Here is a 16,378-nt window from a genome sequence, read left to right on the forward strand (position 1 = left end):
CGCCCACGCTTATCGGCTGTATATTTTTAATGAACCGGATCACAAATCAACCGAAGTTTTCTTTGCTTTCCCGACTTAGCTGCAATCAGCTGAGCCTCGAATTCTAGCACAGTTTTTAAAGTCCTGTCAAACTTTGGGGTCTTTGCAGTTTGCAGCAATTACTCTTTTCAGAACAACTACTGCATTTAGCGCAGCCTTAAATTGTACAACAGTTTTTAACCCGCCGACAACAAAAACCTAACTTTCTGCAACCCCTTCGCTACCCCAACAATCTAAACCGTCTCAGTAGCGAAGCCCTCGATCATAGCACTACTTTGGCCCCCCAAACCTCAAAGCTTCCACTTTTCCAACAGTCTATCGGGTCCCAAACTGTCGTAGCCCTCAAAAGGCTGATGTATCCAGGGGTTTGAGGGCAAGAACTCAACCGAATAGTCAGGAGTGAAAGAAGACACTCCCTTTGTCCAAATCACAGCACTACGAAGCTCTGTGATTGGCGCATAGTTTGTTCTCAACATATCAAGCACCGCCCTGAGCGTGTGACCCGAATCGGCCAAGTCATCCACCAACAGCACTCGCCCAGCAATTTCACCTTTGGGTGTCGTGATGAAGCGCGCGATGTCCAAATGACCTTGAACAGTGCCCGCTTCAGCTCGGTATGAACTCGTGGACATGATCGCCAGCGGCTTCGAGAAAATTCGACTGAGAATGTCTCCAGGCCTCAAACCACCTCGTGCCAAACAAAGAATCGTGTCAAATTCCCAGCCAGATTGATGCACCTTGAGTGCCAATTTTTCAATCAGACTATGGTACTCATCGTAGCTTACGTATAGGTGCTTGCCATCTTCTGTCAGCATCATCTTGCTCCAAGCGTCAGTTCATTGCATAGGGGTGACGCATCAGGATCGTGTGATCACGGTCCGGACTGGTCGAAATCATCGCAATCGGGACGCCAGTAACCTCCTCTATGCGCTCCAAATAGCGCCGCGCATTCGCTGGCAACTTTGCATACTCCGTCACGCCCACTGTTGAGTCAGTCCAACCGGGGACGCTTTCGTAGATAGGAACGCAGCGGGCAATATCATCTGCACCCATGGGGAGCAGATCAACACGCTCGCCATCAAGCTCGTAACCGACACACAGCTGCAACTCGGTCAAGCCATCCAAGACGTCTAGCTTTGTAATGCACAAACCACTCAAACCATTCACTTGGGCACTGCGCTTCAGCAACGCCGCATCAAACCAACCGCAACGGCGGCTTCGACCAGTCGTCACGCCCTTTTCAGCGCCAATCGTGCTCATGTGATATCCAGGAGTTCCTGGAACCTCCCAATCCAACTCCGTGGGGAAAGGGCCGCCGCCGACACGCGTGCAATAAGCCTTGGTAATCCCCAAAATGTAGTGAAGCATTCCCGGTCCAACCCCTGCACCCGCAGCAGCATTGCCAGCAACACAGTTGCTAGAAGTCACATAGGGATAGGTACCGTGATCAACATCAAGCAACGTACCCTGCGCACCTTCGAACAACAGATTGCTCCCCTGACCATGCGCAGCATTCAACTCGCACGACACGTCCGCCATCATGGGACGCAACAACTCGGCATGCCGCATTGCTTCTGAGTAGACCGGATCAAATTGGACTTCTCCATTCTTGAGATACGGAGCAAGTGACTCCCCGAACACGAACTTGACAGAGCCCAGATAGGTCGTTAGCACATGGTTGTGGAGGGCCAACAATTCCTTGAGCTTCGCGGCAAAACGATCTGGGTACTTCAGATCTTGGACACGCAAGGCACGACGGGCAATCTTGTCCTCGTATGCAGGGCCGATACCGCGACCAGTCGTTCCAATTTTTTCCACCCCACCCTGCTCACGTACTGCCTCACGAGCCACATCCAATGCAGCATGAAAAGGGAGAATCAGAGGACACGCTTCACTCACACGCAAACGAGAGCGGACTTCAACACCTGCACGTTCAAGACCTTCAATTTCCTCAAACAATTTGGCAGCTGACACCACTACACCATTGCCGACGTAACACCTGACCCCAGGCCGCATGATGCCGCTGGGGATAAGGTGCAAAGCCGTCTTCACTCCGTTGATCACCAATGTATGACCAGCATTGTGTCCACCTTGAAAGCGGACCACACCTTGAGCACTCTCGGTAAGCCAATCAACGAGCTTGCCCTTGCCCTCGTCACCCCATTGGGTACCAACTACGACGACGTTACGACCTTTGGTTGCTTTCATCTCAAACCCAATTCAATTTTCAAAATCTTAGATTGCACGAACAGTCCAACGACCGGAAATTTCAACCAACTCTCGGTCAAAGTTGAATTCATCAGCATCACTCTCATGCCCTGGTAGTACACAGACAACAGTTTCACCCTGACTGCGCAATGCGATAACCGCCTGTTTGACGGCCACACAATCCACCCAAGGAGCGCGTATTGCTGTCTGAAGAGATCTAGCAGGAACGACGCCCACAATCTGCTTGATATCCAGACTGAAGCCCGCAGCAGGTCGGTTACGCCCAAACGCAGCACCGACCTCGTCATATCGGCCACCGCGGGCCATAGCGTCAGGGGCGCCTGGAGCGAACACAGCGAAACGAACGCCGCTGTAATACGAATATCCACGCAAGTCCGCCAAGTCGAAGGTAACGGTCTGATCGCTGAATGCCGAAGCCAAACGCTTCAACTCATCAACCAAGTCAGCAACCCCCGGGAAGCAACCCAACACGCGCTGGGCCTTATCTAAAACCGACGCATCGCCAAAAAGTCCCGGCAGGGCCATGAGCCCATCCCGGCTTGCCTTTGGAAAGGATTCCGAAAGATGGTCAATTTCCGTCAAGTCCTTGCGAGCCAATGCTCCATGCAAATCTCGCAATACAGACGGACTTACTGGCAAGCCTGCAAGCAGACAACGAACGATACGAACATCTGCAAGATCAATCGTCATTTTGGCAATGCCAGCCCGATGCAAGCACTCAACAGCCAGAGTCAAAGCCTCAATATCAGCCTCCAGCCCTGCATGGCCATAAATTTCAGCTCCAAACTGGAGCGGCTCTCTCGTCGCATGCGGCTTATCGGGTCGCGTATGCAAAACGGGCCCGCAGTAACAAAGCCGAGTCACGCCTGGGCGATTGAGCAGATGGGCGTCAATCCGTGCCACCTGTTGTGTGGTGTCAGCACGCAAACCCATAGAGCGGCCAGACAACTGATCGACCAACTTGAACGTTTGCAAACTCAATGCTTCACCCGCACCCGTTAACAAAGAATCCAAGTGTTCCAACATGGGCGGAATGACCAATTCGTACCCATAGCTGCGCGCAGTATCGAGCATGCCTCGGCGCAACTCTTCGATGTGTCGAGCCTCTGAGGGCAGAACATCGGCAACGTGATCCGGGAGGATCCAAGCGGACATGTAGAAAGAGGGATGCTGTTAAAACCGCAATTCTACCGGGTGAGCGAACAACGGCCAGCAATCCCTACAGGTTCATGCCAATCAACATGCAAAAACTTCAAACAGATCGACTCGGAAGAATCATGCGGTCACGCAAGCAACTAGCGACGAGCCGAGGTACTGCCAGCACCCTGCCCATCGCGAAAGACCCTGAAAAAATCTGATGTCGATGGATCCACAACAACCAGATCAGATTTCTTGCTCAAAGTCGCCTTATAGGCCTCCAAGCTACGATAAAAATGTGCAAACTGCGCATCGCGACCAAAAGCTTCAGCATAGATGCGAGCAGCCTCGGCATCCCCCTCACCCTTGGCTCTTTGAGCATCTCGATTTGCATTTGCAATCGCAACCTCGCGCTGACGATCCGCATCGGCGCGAATTTTTTCACCTTCAGCAGCACCTGTTGAGCGCAACTCGTTGGCAACCCGCTTACGCTCCGCCTCCATGCGACGGTACACAGATTCTGTGATAGCTTCCACATAATCGACCCGAGTGATGCGGACATCAACGACATCGACACCCCAAGGCTTTGCGCCACGCACGGCACCCAACACCTCTCGCTTGACGTCTTCCATGACGGCTTCTCGCTTCAGAGAGAGGAGCTCCTTGACCGTGCGTTTATTGATTTCTTCCTGGAAAGCATTCCGAACAACGCGATTCAGTTGAGCGGCGCCAGCCTCCTCATCAAGACCGACATTGCGGATGTATTGGGCAGGTTCCGAAATGCGCCAGCGCACATACCAATCAATCACGACCCGCTGCTTTTCGGCCGTAAGCATAGGCTCCGTGTCTTTGCTGTCCAGCGTCAGAAGCCGCTTGTCAATGTAAGAAACATTCTGAAAAGGCGGCGGTAACTTGAAGTTCAAACCGGGTTCGGTGATGACCTCTTTGATTTGTCCTAGCGCGTAAACGACGCCAAACTGGCGCTGATCGACCACAAAGAACATAGAACTCATCAAGGCAAGCACAACCAAAAAAGTTGTAGCAATAAATCCAATTCGATTCACAAAACTCTCCTAGCGAACTTCGCGCTCACGGCTACGACCACTGTCACGCCCCCTGACGTCAACAGGCGCCGAGTTTGAAGAGGCTTGCGGAACAACGTTCCCCGAAGCGCCGGAAGCAGACTCAACCAAAGCAGCTCCCGGAGCCCCAGCAGCACTTTGCATGATTTTGTCCAAGGGCATATACAACAGGTTTGAACCTTGGCGAGACTCCACAATCACCTTGGTCACACTTCCATAAATTTGCTGCATCGCATCAAGATACATGCGATCCCGGGTGATCTGAGGCGCCTTTTGGTACTCCGTCAAAATCGAAGAAAACCGCTGCGCATCACCTTGGGCTTGGGCAACGATTCTTGCCTTGTATGCAGAAGACTCTTCAGCAAGCCGAGACGCCGCACCAACCGCTCGCGGAATAACGTCATTGGCATAGGCCTGCGCTTCATTTTTTGCGCGTTCACGCTCTTGCCCCGCCTTCAAGACATCATCGAACGAGGCTTGTACCTGTTCAGGAGGCCGAACCCCACCCTGTTGCAAATTGATGCCGACAACCTCAACACCCACCTTATACCGATCCAGGATGGTCTGCATAAGTTGACGCACCCGAGGAGCGATCTGGTCTCGCTCCTCAGATAACGCCGTATCCATTCGCATCTTGCCAACAACCTCACGCACCGCAGTTTCTGCAGCCTGGACTACAGCGTCAGAGGGATTTTTGCTCTCAAACAACCAAGCTCTGGCATCGCTCAATCGGTACTGCACAGCGAACTTGATTTCGACGATGTTTTCATCCTCGGTCAACATCGCTGATTCACGAAGCCCAGTACTCTTGACAATCGAATCCCTGCCGACATCCGCAGAACGAATTTGAGTCACGAACACCAGCTCATGGCGCTCGATTGGATAGGGCAATCGCCAGTTGAAACCAGCCCCTACAGTTGATTTGTACTTTCCAAACTGGGTGATGACGGCCTGCTGACCTTCTTTAACGATAAAAAACCCCGAGGCCATCCACACCGCCAAGGCAATCCCCCCAATCAGGGCGATGCCAACACCCGCATTGCGCATGTCAGGCTGCCCACCTTTAGGAGCCCCGCCACCGGAGCCTCCACCAAAGAGGCCACTCAACTTGCGGTTGAGATCTCGCCAGAGTTCATCCAGGTCGGAGGAATGCCCGCCGCCTGCCGCCTGGCCACGGTCTCTTGGACTGGGTGTCTTGTCCCCGGGTTGGCGAACTTCATCTGGCTTATCTTCGCCCCGCCCCCATCGAGGGTCGTTCAAATTAAAAACCCCTGATGCCAACCTCTGCAACGCAGCTAAGCGCGAATCGCGATTTTGAAAATTCATGCGCAAAATCTCTTGGTCTCTATAGGTAACGATCAGAACAGCATTGTGCCCAATCAAGCCGAAAGCTCTGAAAATTCAGCCCCATCAGCTGGGGACATCTCTGCGGCTTCACGCGAAACGATCTCAGAGAGTATTTCCCTCAGCGCACCGACACCCATCCCCGTCAAGGCACTTACAAAAACCCGCGTGCACAAAATGCCATTCAAGTCGTAAGTATCTTTTGACACAAGAGGATGAGACGGCTCAGCCAAAGCATCAGACTTGTTGAATACTAAAATCTGAGGAATTCGGTCCGCGCCAATTTCGGTCAACACACGCTGCACTTGCTGAATTTGCTCTGGAAAAGCAGGGTTGGCCGCATCCACAACATGGAGCAACAAATCAGCATCCACAGCCTCTTGCAAGGTAGCCTGAAACGCATCGACAAGTCCGTGCGGAAGATCACGAATGAATCCAACCGTATCAGACAAAGAGATTGAGCGGCCAGCGTCAGCAAGGTACAGCTGCCGCGTTGTGGTGTCCAAGGTCGCAAACAGCTGATCAGCAGCATAGGCACGCGCCTTGACCAAGGCATTGAACAAAGTCGATTTGCCTGCATTCGTGTAACCAACCAGTGAGATAGTGAACGCGTCACGCCGCTCACGCTGCTTGCGCTGCGTAGAACGCTGGCGCTTGACCTTGAGCAACCGCTCCTTGGTCCGCTTGATAGCATCACCAATCATGCGCCGGTCGAGTTCAATCTGCGTTTCCCCAGGGCCTCCACGCGTACCGATACCACCGCGCTGCCGCTCCAAGTGGGACCACCTGCGCACTAAACGCGTACTCAAATACTGCAGTTTGGCAAGTTCCACCTGCAACTTGCCTTCGTGACTGCGGGCACGTTGCGCAAAAATCTCCAGAATGAGCAGAGTACGGTCGTTGACAGGAAGCTCCAGGTGCCGCTCAAGGTTGCGCTGCTGCGCAGGACTTAGAGACTGGTCAAAGAGTACCTCGACGGCGCCGTGCATTTGCGCCAGCATTCTGATCTCATCAGCCTTGCCACTACCAACGAACAAGGCGGCATCCGGAGCCCTGCGCTTGCAGGTCACGCGCGCAACAGGGTTCAACCCCGCCGTTTGAGCAAGCAAACCTAACTCTTCCAGCGCAGCATCAAAATGAGGAAGCCCCATATCAACACCAACCAAGATGACTGGGGGTGTCGTTTGGGGCTTCATTGTGCAGACCTCGGCACGCTCTTAATGAGATATGCCACAAGCAAAAGAGAGTTTAGCGCAGTGATGAGTGTGAGGCCTAAGCACCAGCGTCCGTGTCCGATGACTCTGCGGTCGAAAAACTCACAGCACGCCCAGGAACGATCGTGGAGATAGCGTGCTTGTAGACCATCTGGGTGACAGTGTTACGCAGCAAAACGACGTACTGATCAAAAGACTCAATTTGACCTTGTAACTTGATTCCATTCACCAAGTAAATGGACACTGGAACGTGTTCACGCCGCAGTGCATTCAGGAATGGATCTTGAAGAAGTTGACCTTTATTGCTCACGATATGCTCCGTGTTCAAAATGTTGTTGTAAAGCAGCACCATACCACACCAAGGATAGCTGCCAGGTGAAATGATGCATTGCCCTTTGGGCTCGACGGATAGTCAACCCGCCGAACCATTGGTTCAAGCGCTTTTCAAACCAACTAAGCCGCCAAGCTACGAGCTCTCGCCGTCCTTGAAGGGATTGTGAGACGTTTTCATCTCGATTCTCAGTGGCGTACCGACCAGTTCAAACTCTTTGCGAAAACGACCTTCCAGAAACCGCTTATACGCCGCCGTCACATGTTCCAGTGAGTTACCGTGGATCACGATCACCGGTGGGTTCATACCACCCTGGTGGGCATAACGCAGCTTGGGCCTGAACATGCCTGATCGCTGAGGGCTTTGAAACTGCACGGCCTCCAACAGCAACCTCGTCAAGACAGGCGTAGGCATTTTGCAGTTTGCTGCCTTGTGGGCCTGCGCAATGGATGTCCACAACGGACCAAGGCCCTGCCTCTTCTTCGCAGAGATGTAGTGCAAAGATGCAAATTTCAAAAATGACAGCCGAGACTCGATAGAACGCTCAAGCAGTTGACGCTGGTAATCATCCACAGCATCCCATTTGTTCACGGCTATCACAACAGCCCGCCCACTCTCAAGAATGTACCCAGCGATGTGAGCATCTTGATCTGTCACTCCCTGGGTCGCATCCAAGAGCAGCAAGACGACGTTGGAGGACTCAATCGCCTGCAGGGTCTTGACCACTGAAAATTTTTCGATCGCCTCAAAGACCTGCCCCTTGCGTCGCAAGCCCGCCGTATCAATCAACTCAAATTTTTGACCATTTTTCTCAAACGGCACAGAAATCGCGTCTCGCGTGGTGCCCGGCATGTCAAAAGCGACCAAGCGCTCCTCACCCAGCCAAGTATTGATCAGCGTCGATTTCCCGACATTAGGCCGCCCTGCTACCGCCAGCTTGATGACATCAGAGGGAGTTTCCGAAACTGCCTCATCATCAAGGTCGGGAATGTTGAGAAGAGCAAACGCGGCATCGAAGATGCCGCGAATCCCTTGGCCATGGGCCGCAGATGCAGGGACCACAGCCCCCAAACCCAACTCATAGAACTCTGCAAGCTGAACCCCCTCCACCATACCTTCGGCCTTGTTAGCCACAAGCAGGCAGGGCTTACTCAGGCGTCGCAGGTATTTGGCAATGTCATGGTCTTGTGCGGAAACACCAGCGCGAGCATCCACGATGAACAAAACCACATCAGCTTCGGCAACCGCTTGCTGGGTCTGTTTGGCCATCTCGCGGTAAATTCCCGCAGAAGCATCTGGCTCGAATCCACCAGTGTCCACCACGATGTACTCGTGCTTGCCCTGCCGCCCATTGCCATAGTGACGATCACGCGTGAGACCCGCAAAATCAGCAACGATGGCGTCCCGCGATTTGGTTAAACGGTTGAAAAGTGTTGACTTCCCAACATTTGGGCGCCCGACAAGGGCAATAACTGGCTTCATTCAATACCTATCACTATCAATCTGGACGGAAGCCGTACACGCCGCCACTTCGCGTTACAACAACCAAAGTATCTGCAGCAACCACTGGGGCCGCAACCATGCCTGAGGAATCAGTCATGACGCGATTCAAAGGAGCACCATCGGCGCGCGACAAAAAGTGGATCCAGCCGGACTCATCACCCAAGACCACAGACCGCCCCAAGACCAAGGGTGCTGTCAACTTTCGCAACCTGAGTCGATCAGAAGACCACAAGCGTGTTCCATCATCGCGGCGCCAAGCAATCACATGTCCATTGCTCTCAGTCCCATAGATGGCTTCAGAGTCCCCGTGAACACCTTCAGAGCCACTGGCCTGCAGAGACCAAACAACATTGGCCCGATCTCGGACCACATTCACACAGCCCACAGAGGCTTGGAATGCACGTACACAAACCGAATCCCCCACACGGCTGACGCGCCCCACCAACTCTACCAAACGCTCAACGTCATTGATTCCACGTGGACTGGCCAAGGGAACCTCCCAACGGACCGTCCCGGTGTCAGGGTTCAATCCGACCAGCCGACCTGACATACCAACTACCAAGGTATCACCCACAGCAGCTATCACGCCACCTTGCCGTAAGACCAAGGCTTCGCCTCCGGACCGTGCCTGGTTCCAGAGCTTTCGCCCCGTATTCAAATCAAACGCGGAAACCGAACGATCTGCGGCCAAGACGAATACGCGGCCACCAGCAACCAAAGGTGCCGTAAATACCTGCGAAGCAAGACTTTGACGCCACGCCTCTTTACCCTGGTCCAGCACGATCAGAGCGTTGGATCGAGAGACCACAGCCGTATATCGAGCGTCACTACCAACGCCTGCCGACAAAGGCTCCCCAAGACTTGCACGCCACAAATCACCACCGGTTCGGGCATCAATCGCAACCAGCCCCCCTTCGGACGAAGCAATCGTCACCCGATAGTCCTGAACACGGACATCCAACGCTGCGCCTGACGAAGCGCCAACCTTGGAACTCCAAGCCTGACGGACACCCAGAACCGGGATGTTTTCCCCTAAATCAGGGGCGACAGCTTTGCTTCCACCCCACATGGAGCAGCCGCTCAAAGCGATTGCGATCACCAGAGGAGCAACTCGCGTACACCATCTGGACGGACGAAGTGAAGATATGGAAGCTATTGATTTCATTTCTTTACATCCGGCGAAGCAACCGCACCAGAGGACGTGCTTTGAGGATCGACACCCAGCCCATTCAGTTTGACTTCAACCATGCGCCGGTATTCAATGGTTTCATCCAGTGCCTTGTAGGCCCGACCGTACTCAACCACAGCATCTGACCGCCGATCAAGCAACATCAGAACATCACCTTTGCGGTCGGCTGCGATGCCCTCAAACTCAGGTGGAAAACTACCCTGCAATTGCTGCAAAGCCGCATCAAACTGCTTTTGCTCCATCAGCACACTGGACAACCGCAGCTTGGCAATGGCCTTGTACCCTGCGTCCGTAGATTGCTCGGCCACCCAGCCAAGCGCGGATTTAGCAGCATCCAGGTCGCCAGCTTCCTGCATCGTCTTTGCCAAAGCAAAACCCGCCATATCGGCCTGTGGCGTACCAGAGTACTTCGCCTTGATATCGGTAAACGCCTGCTCCACGCGTGATTGATCTTTTGCTTGAGCGGCAACCTCCACGGCATCCAACAAAGCAGCCGCTTGAGAGGCTTGTCGATTTTGCCAATATTGGTACCCATTCCACGCCGCCAGCCCCCCCATCACCACCAGCAAGACTGCCGAAATAGGTGTACCCCAGGTATTCCAGAAATGCTTGAGCTGATCAAGCTGTTCTTGTTCTTCCAGATCTAAGTGATTTGCCATGAATGCTTTACGTCAGTTCAGTTGGTTGGGCGCGATTGTAGGTTGCCAGCCCAAAGAGAAACGGTTTCCAATGATTGCTCGACCTGGGCCCCCACCCCATCGCGAAGTGACTTGATGGATACGACGCCACGCGTTAGCTCTTCATCACCAAAAACGAGCGCATACGCAGCGCCACTGCCATCGGCCCGCTTGAATTGCGATTTCATGCTACCCATCGAGCCATCAGCAGATGCCGATGCGTGCATCTGAATAGAGAGACCCAAAGCACGGAGTTGCTCTATCGTCCTCATTGCCACAGGGAGGGACGAGATACTGGGAACCACGGCATACACATCGGGAGCTAGTGAAATAAAGGCCTTTTCCTGCTCTTTCAACAACTCCAACACACGCTCAACCCCTAAAGCCCAGCCTACGGCTGGTGCGGCCTTCCCGCCCACTTGCTCCATCAAATAGTCATAGCGCCCGCCACCACAGATAGTGCCCTGAGACCCAAGCTGGTCCGTCACAAACTCAAAAACAGTGAGGTTGTAATAGTCCATGCCACGGACCAGCCTCGGATTGAGGGTCCATGCCACACCATTCGCATCCAAAATCGCCTTGACCCTGTCAAAGTGGGCCAGTGACTCTGGACCCAAGAAATCGATCAATCTCGGCGCCGCATTCACAATGGCCTGCAGCCCTGGGTTCTTAGTGTCCAGGATGCGCAGCGGATTGCTATGGAGTCGGCGACGGGCCTCTTCGTCAAGGGATTCGCGGTGTTGCTCCAAGTACGCAATCAACGCGGCCCGGTGGGCTTGCCGCTCCTGAGGCTGACCCAAGCTATTCAACTCCAGACGCACGCCTTGCAGCCCCAGCTCGCGCCACAAAGAATTGGCCAGAAGTATCAGCTCCGCATCCACCTCTGCCCCTGGAAAGCCAAGCGCTTCGGCACCGATCTGGTGAAACTGGCGATACCTTCCGCGCTGCGGCCGTTCGTGGCGAAACATAGGCCCCATGTAATAAAGCCGTTTCCCACCGTCGTAGAGCATTGAATTTTCAGAGACAGCCCGAACAACGCCAGCAGTGGCTTCTGGGCGCAAGCTCAAATGCTCACCGTTGAGACGATCTTCAAACGAATACATCTCTTTTTCCACGATATCCGTCACCTCGCCCAAGCCGCGCACAAATAACGCCGTCGGCTCCACAATGGGAGTGCGAATATTGCGGTAGGAGTAGCGATCCATCAGCGCGCGAACCTTACCCTCCAGCCACTCCCAACGGGCGGAGTCTGGGGGCAAGATATCGTTCATCCCCTTCACCGAGGTCACTTTTTCCGCCTTTGAAGCGGTTACGACTTTGTCTGTGCTCACAGCTTTGCTTTTCTAAAAATCTGAAATTCCAAGGGTGCGAAAAAACGCTCACCTCATCGAGAGATGACTAGGCAGCACCCACGCCGCCGAATCGGCGTTCAATGTAGCTTTCAACGATCTGGTGGAATTCGGCGGCAATGTTCTCGCCACGCAAAGTCAGGGCCTTTTCTCCATCGATAAACACAGGGGCCGCAGGCGACTCACCCGTGCCAGGCAAACTGATACCGATATCCGCGTGCTTGCTCTCCCCAGGCCCATTCACGATGCAGCCCATGACAGCTACACGCAGTCCCTCAACGCCGGGGTACTTGACACGCCACACCGGCATCTGTGAGCGCAAGAAGTCATCAATCTGCTTGGCAAGCTCTTGAAAGGTCGTGCTGGTGGTTCTCCCACAGCCAGGGCAAGCCGTCACACTAGGGACAAATACGCGCAAACCCAGGGCCTGCAAAATCTCGGAAGCAACCACGACTTCCTGATTCCGAGACTCACCAGGCTGGGGCGTCAGGGACACGCGAATCGTGTCGCCTATCCCTTCTTGCAAAAGCACCGAAAGAGCTGCAGCAGACGCCACAGTGCCTTTGGTTCCCATACCTGCCTCTGTCAGCCCCAGGTGCAATGCGTAGTCACACCGGCGAGCCAACTCACGGTACACACCGATGAGGTCCTGCACACCGCTCACCTTGCACGACAAAATGATCTGGTTGCCGTCCATCCCCATTTCCTCTGCGCGGTGCGCAGATTCAATGGCCGAGGAAATGAGCGCCTCGTACATAACTTGACGGGCATCCCAAGGCTGGCTACGGCGGCTATTCACATCCATCAAACTCGCCAGTAGCTCCTGATCCAGACTCCCCCAGTTGACGCCGATGCGAATAGGCTTATTCCAACGCATCGCAGCTTCAATCATCTGACCAAACTGGCGATCACGCTTCTCACCCTTGCCTACATTTCCAGGGTTGATCCGGTACTTAGACAAAGCCTCTGCGCAAGCAGGAAACTGCGTGAGGAGTGTGTGCCCGTTGTAGTGAAAATCACCAACAAGCGGAACGTTCTCACCCATACGATCCAGTTGCTCACGAATGTACGGAACGGCCGCTGCGGCTTCGGGCGTGTTGACCGTGATACGTACAAACTCAGAGCCAGCCTGGGCAAGCTCTTTGACTTGAATCGCGGTGCCGATAGCGTCGACGGTATCAGTGTTGGTCATCGACTGGACGCGTACCAAAGCGCCACCACCCACCGTGACGACACGATCACCCCAAACAACTCGCGCTTGGCGAGATTTACGCACCGCAGGAGATACCAACGGAATGGGGCCAGAAACGTTTGTGAAGTTGCTCACTATTTCACCTCGAAGCGCGCGACGTTCTCACGCGACACAGCATTCAGCTCCAGGGGCTTGCCACGAACAAAGACGTCGGTCACATCGGCACGCCCCACAACCACGCTCAAGGGCAAAACCCCCGACACTGGTGCGGCGTCGCCTGACGCTAACTTTTTCTCGAAAACCACGCGCCCTGTTGCATCACGCACTTGAACCCAAGAGTCCCCACGCGCGCGCAACATCAACAATGCAGCAGACGTATCAGCGATCGCAGGCAACGCAGCAGAAGCGGGTTGAGCGACGGCAGGAGAAGGGGCTACGGGCACTAAGGCAGCCGTACTGCTGGCAGCAGGCGCTGGCTCTGCAGCCACCGGCGGCTGAACAACGGCAACGATCTCCTCAGTCTTTGAAGCCGACGCCTCTTGGCCCGAGGTGGGAACAGCTGCGCTCCCCACCAAGGAGAGTGGTCTGGAATTCCAAGGCTGAAAGCCAGCAGGCCAATAAAAAACGGCAGCAGCTCCAATCAAAAGCACGAACACACCGAACATCAACCACGACGAATGCCTCGAACCACCGTTGGAAACAAAAGTCTTGCCTGCCACACTTTTCACGGGTGTGTTGATATCGGATCGCTCAGGAATCAAGCGCGGATTTTTTGACTGAGGCAGAAGAGACAAGACTTGCGCAGGATCCAGCTTGAGTGTCCGGCATACACTGGAAGCCAAAGCCCGCATAAATACGGTATCGGGGAGCAACTCAAGCCGATTGGACTCCAACGCTTCCAGCTTACTGACAGGCACCTTCAGAGCCACTGCCAACGCCTCAATGTGGACACCCGCAGCTTCACGGGCACTGCGCAAAATTTCACCCGCAGTGGGCTGAGTTGCACCGTCTTGAGCCGATGCCAGGGCAACCGTGGACTCACTCATTGAAGGCTCCACGCTGGTACGCACCCATTTCAGCAGACTCTGGAAAGCGCTTACGCAGTTGGTCAGCCAACTGAAGCATTGCTACGTTGTCGCCCAGCGCCTTCTCGACCTTAATTCCCAACCAAAGGGACTCGGAGTTGGCCATGCCGCTGTTGTTCAATCGCCGAATGTAAAACTGCGCACGCGTCAGTTCTTGGCGGCGAAACAGCAGCGAAGCAAGGTGATAACTCACCACCGGATTAGCGGCATCCAGTTGGTATGACTTGAGCAAGGACTGCTCGGCATCCTCTAACTTTCCAGAACTCGACTGGCACAGCCCCTTGCCCATCAAGGTTTTGCTTCTGGCTACGTAAGCAGGGTTCGCCAACGCTCTATCGAACTGCTGATCTGCTTCTGCATACTTTCTTTGCTGACAAAGCAACCAGCCATAGTTGTGCAGCAGATTCGAGTCCGTAGAACGCATGGAAATCGCACGACGGAAGCTGTCCTCCGCTTGGGCTACATCATTCAACTGCATGTAAATCAACCCACGCATATTGAGGGCATCTACATAGGTGGGATCGGTTGCGAGTGCCTGCTTGACCTCATCCAACGCGACGCTGGCCTGTCCGTTCTCAAAATACTTGGCCGCCAACTCAAGCCGGATGCGGGCACGCCGACGCACCTCTGACTCGTCAGAAGGCGTCACCACACTGGAATTGGTGTCAGAGGCCTGCACACCACCATTTGTCGCGCAACCAGGAAGCAGAAAACCCGTGCTTGCTACACCCAATACCCAAAGCGCCCCACGGCAATAGATTCGAATACGCCCAACCAATCTCACCATACAACGCCCCTCTTTGTGTCAGTGAATCAAGCTATCGGCTTCAGCACAATGGTGCGTTGTTTAGCCATGCGCTCTGCGGCGCGCGTTCTGTCCTTAACATCTCCAGCCAACTGCCCGCAAGCCGCATCGATATCATCACCGCGCGTTTTGCGAACTGTCGTGACAATACCCGCATCGCTGAGCAATTTGGCAAAAGCGAGCACCTGATTCTGCGGCGATCGCATCAAACCCGATGCCGGAAATGGATTAAATGGAATCAGATTGAACTTGCATCGAACACCGCGACCACGCGCGGGTTGAACCAGCTCAATCAACTGCCGTGCATGCTCAGCTTGGTCATTGACGCCATCCAGCATGCAATATTCGAAGGTGATGAAATCACGTGGAGCATGCTCCAAATAACGCTGACAGGCATCCAGCAATTCATGGATGGGATATTTGCGATTGAGCGGGACCAAGTTGTCACGCAGGGCATCATTCGGGGCATGCAGCGAAACCGCCAGCGCCACAGGGCAGTCTTGGGCCAACCGATCCATCATCGGAACAACGCCTGATGTAGAAACCGTCACCCGCCGCCTGGACAGCCCATACCCATGGTCGTCCAGCATGACGCGCAAAGCCGGAACCAACGCAGAGTAGTTCTGCAAGGGCTCACCCATGCCCATCATCACAACATTGGAAATCACCCGGTCAGAGGTATTCAACCGGGCACGCAGCGCATGCTCGGCAAACCACAGTTGCGCAACGATCTCACCCGAAGTGAGATTGCGACTGAAACCTTGGTGACCCGTGGAGCAAAAGCGACACCCCACGGCACAACCTGCCTGGGATGAAATGCACAAGGTGCCTCGATCATCCTCGGGGATAAAGACCGACTCCACCGCGTTTCCATCGCCCACGTCAAAAAGCCATTTGACGGTGCCATCCGCAGACACATGCTCACTGATGACGGGTAACGCTTCGATGTGCGCGCAGCCTTTGAGCTTTTCTCTCAATGCCTTGGCCAAATCGCTCATGGCATCGAAATCGCTGGCCCCGCGCTGGTGAATCCAACGAAATAACTGGGTCGCGCGAAAACGCTTTTCGCCCAATCGCTCACAGAAAGCGATCAGCGCATCCAGGTCAAATTCAAGGAGGTTGGTGGTCATTGCGGCAGCCTTGCGCGAGACCGCTCGCAGCTGTCCCCATGGCACATACACCCCACACAGGTGGGACAAGTC

At 54.3% G+C, this 16,378-nt stretch carries 15 protein-coding genes; all 15 read right to left on the reverse strand.

Annotation, left to right across the window (positions count from 1 at the left end; translation table 11 throughout):
• Positions 1 to 329: 329 nt before the first annotated feature.
• Entirely contained in the window at positions 330 to 854 is a 525-nt protein-coding gene (locus tag C8C98_RS01960) for a phosphoribosyltransferase (RefSeq protein WP_099658737.1), read from the reverse strand.
• A gap of 16 nt (positions 855 to 870) precedes the next feature.
• Positions 871 to 2,247 carry an adenylosuccinate synthase gene (locus C8C98_RS01965; protein ID WP_121452913.1) on the reverse strand — a complete coding sequence of 459 codons (1,377 nt, stop codon included), beginning with the start codon at positions 2,245 to 2,247 and terminating at the stop codon, positions 871 to 873.
• A gap of 27 nt (positions 2,248 to 2,274) precedes the next feature.
• Entirely contained in the window at positions 2,275 to 3,423 is a 1,149-nt protein-coding gene (locus C8C98_RS01970; RefSeq protein ID WP_121452914.1) for an ATP phosphoribosyltransferase regulatory subunit, read from the reverse strand.
• 140 nt (positions 3,424 to 3,563) lie between these two features.
• Positions 3,564 to 4,469, reverse strand: a complete 906-nt coding sequence (gene hflC, locus C8C98_RS01975) for a protease modulator HflC (RefSeq protein ID WP_121452915.1) — start codon at positions 4,467 to 4,469, stop codon at positions 3,564 to 3,566.
• Positions 4,470 to 4,478: 9 nt separating this feature from the next.
• Complete coding sequence (hflK, locus tag C8C98_RS01980; RefSeq protein WP_121455958.1) at positions 4,479 to 5,813, reverse strand: FtsH protease activity modulator HflK; 1,335 nt, start codon at positions 5,811 to 5,813, stop codon at positions 4,479 to 4,481.
• A 53-nt stretch (positions 5,814 to 5,866) separates the two neighbouring features.
• Positions 5,867 to 7,027, reverse strand: a complete 1,161-nt coding sequence (gene hflX / locus C8C98_RS01985; RefSeq protein WP_121452916.1) for a GTPase HflX — start codon at positions 7,025 to 7,027, stop codon at positions 5,867 to 5,869.
• 76 nt (positions 7,028 to 7,103) lie between these two features.
• Positions 7,104 to 7,355: an RNA chaperone Hfq gene (gene hfq / locus C8C98_RS01990; RefSeq protein WP_121455959.1), complete on the reverse strand. Its 252-nt coding sequence runs from the start codon at positions 7,353 to 7,355 to the stop codon at positions 7,104 to 7,106.
• Positions 7,356 to 7,511: 156 nt separating this feature from the next.
• Positions 7,512 to 8,858 carry a ribosome biogenesis GTPase Der gene (der, locus tag C8C98_RS01995; protein WP_121452917.1) on the reverse strand — a complete coding sequence of 449 codons (1,347 nt, stop codon included), beginning with the start codon at positions 8,856 to 8,858 and terminating at the stop codon, positions 7,512 to 7,514.
• A gap of 16 nt (positions 8,859 to 8,874) precedes the next feature.
• Positions 8,875 to 9,948 carry an outer membrane protein assembly factor BamB gene (gene bamB, locus C8C98_RS02000; protein WP_233574639.1) on the reverse strand — a complete coding sequence of 358 codons (1,074 nt, stop codon included), beginning with the start codon at positions 9,946 to 9,948 and terminating at the stop codon, positions 8,875 to 8,877.
• Positions 9,949 to 10,040: 92 nt separating this feature from the next.
• On the reverse strand, positions 10,041 to 10,727 hold the full coding sequence (locus C8C98_RS02005; protein ID WP_121452919.1) for a tetratricopeptide repeat protein: 687 nt from the start codon (positions 10,725 to 10,727) through the stop codon (positions 10,041 to 10,043).
• 17 nt (positions 10,728 to 10,744) lie between these two features.
• Positions 10,745 to 12,016, reverse strand: a complete 1,272-nt coding sequence (gene hisS / locus C8C98_RS02010) for a histidine--tRNA ligase (protein WP_233574640.1) — start codon at positions 12,014 to 12,016, stop codon at positions 10,745 to 10,747.
• Positions 12,017 to 12,143: 127 nt separating this feature from the next.
• Positions 12,144 to 13,421 carry a flavodoxin-dependent (E)-4-hydroxy-3-methylbut-2-enyl-diphosphate synthase gene (gene ispG, locus C8C98_RS02015; RefSeq protein ID WP_121452921.1) on the reverse strand — a complete coding sequence of 426 codons (1,278 nt, stop codon included), beginning with the start codon at positions 13,419 to 13,421 and terminating at the stop codon, positions 12,144 to 12,146.
• Positions 13,421 to 14,332, reverse strand: a complete 912-nt coding sequence (locus C8C98_RS02020; protein WP_121452922.1) for a RodZ domain-containing protein — start codon at positions 14,330 to 14,332, stop codon at positions 13,421 to 13,423. Before C8C98_RS02020 ends, ispG begins: the two co-directional genes overlap by 1 nt.
• Entirely contained in the window at positions 14,325 to 15,158 is an 834-nt protein-coding gene (pilW, locus tag C8C98_RS02025; protein ID WP_099741745.1) for a type IV pilus biogenesis/stability protein PilW, read from the reverse strand. Before pilW ends, C8C98_RS02020 begins: the two co-directional genes overlap by 8 nt.
• Before the next feature lie 26 nt (positions 15,159 to 15,184).
• Positions 15,185 to 16,306: a 23S rRNA (adenine(2503)-C(2))-methyltransferase RlmN gene (gene rlmN, locus C8C98_RS02030; protein ID WP_121455960.1), complete on the reverse strand. Its 1,122-nt coding sequence runs from the start codon at positions 16,304 to 16,306 to the stop codon at positions 15,185 to 15,187.
• Positions 16,307 to 16,378: the final 72 nt, after the last annotated feature.

It is taken from the genome of Acidovorax sp. 106 (assembly GCF_003663825.1).
In the GTDB taxonomy this organism is placed as follows: domain Bacteria; phylum Pseudomonadota; class Gammaproteobacteria; order Burkholderiales; family Burkholderiaceae_C; genus Acidovorax.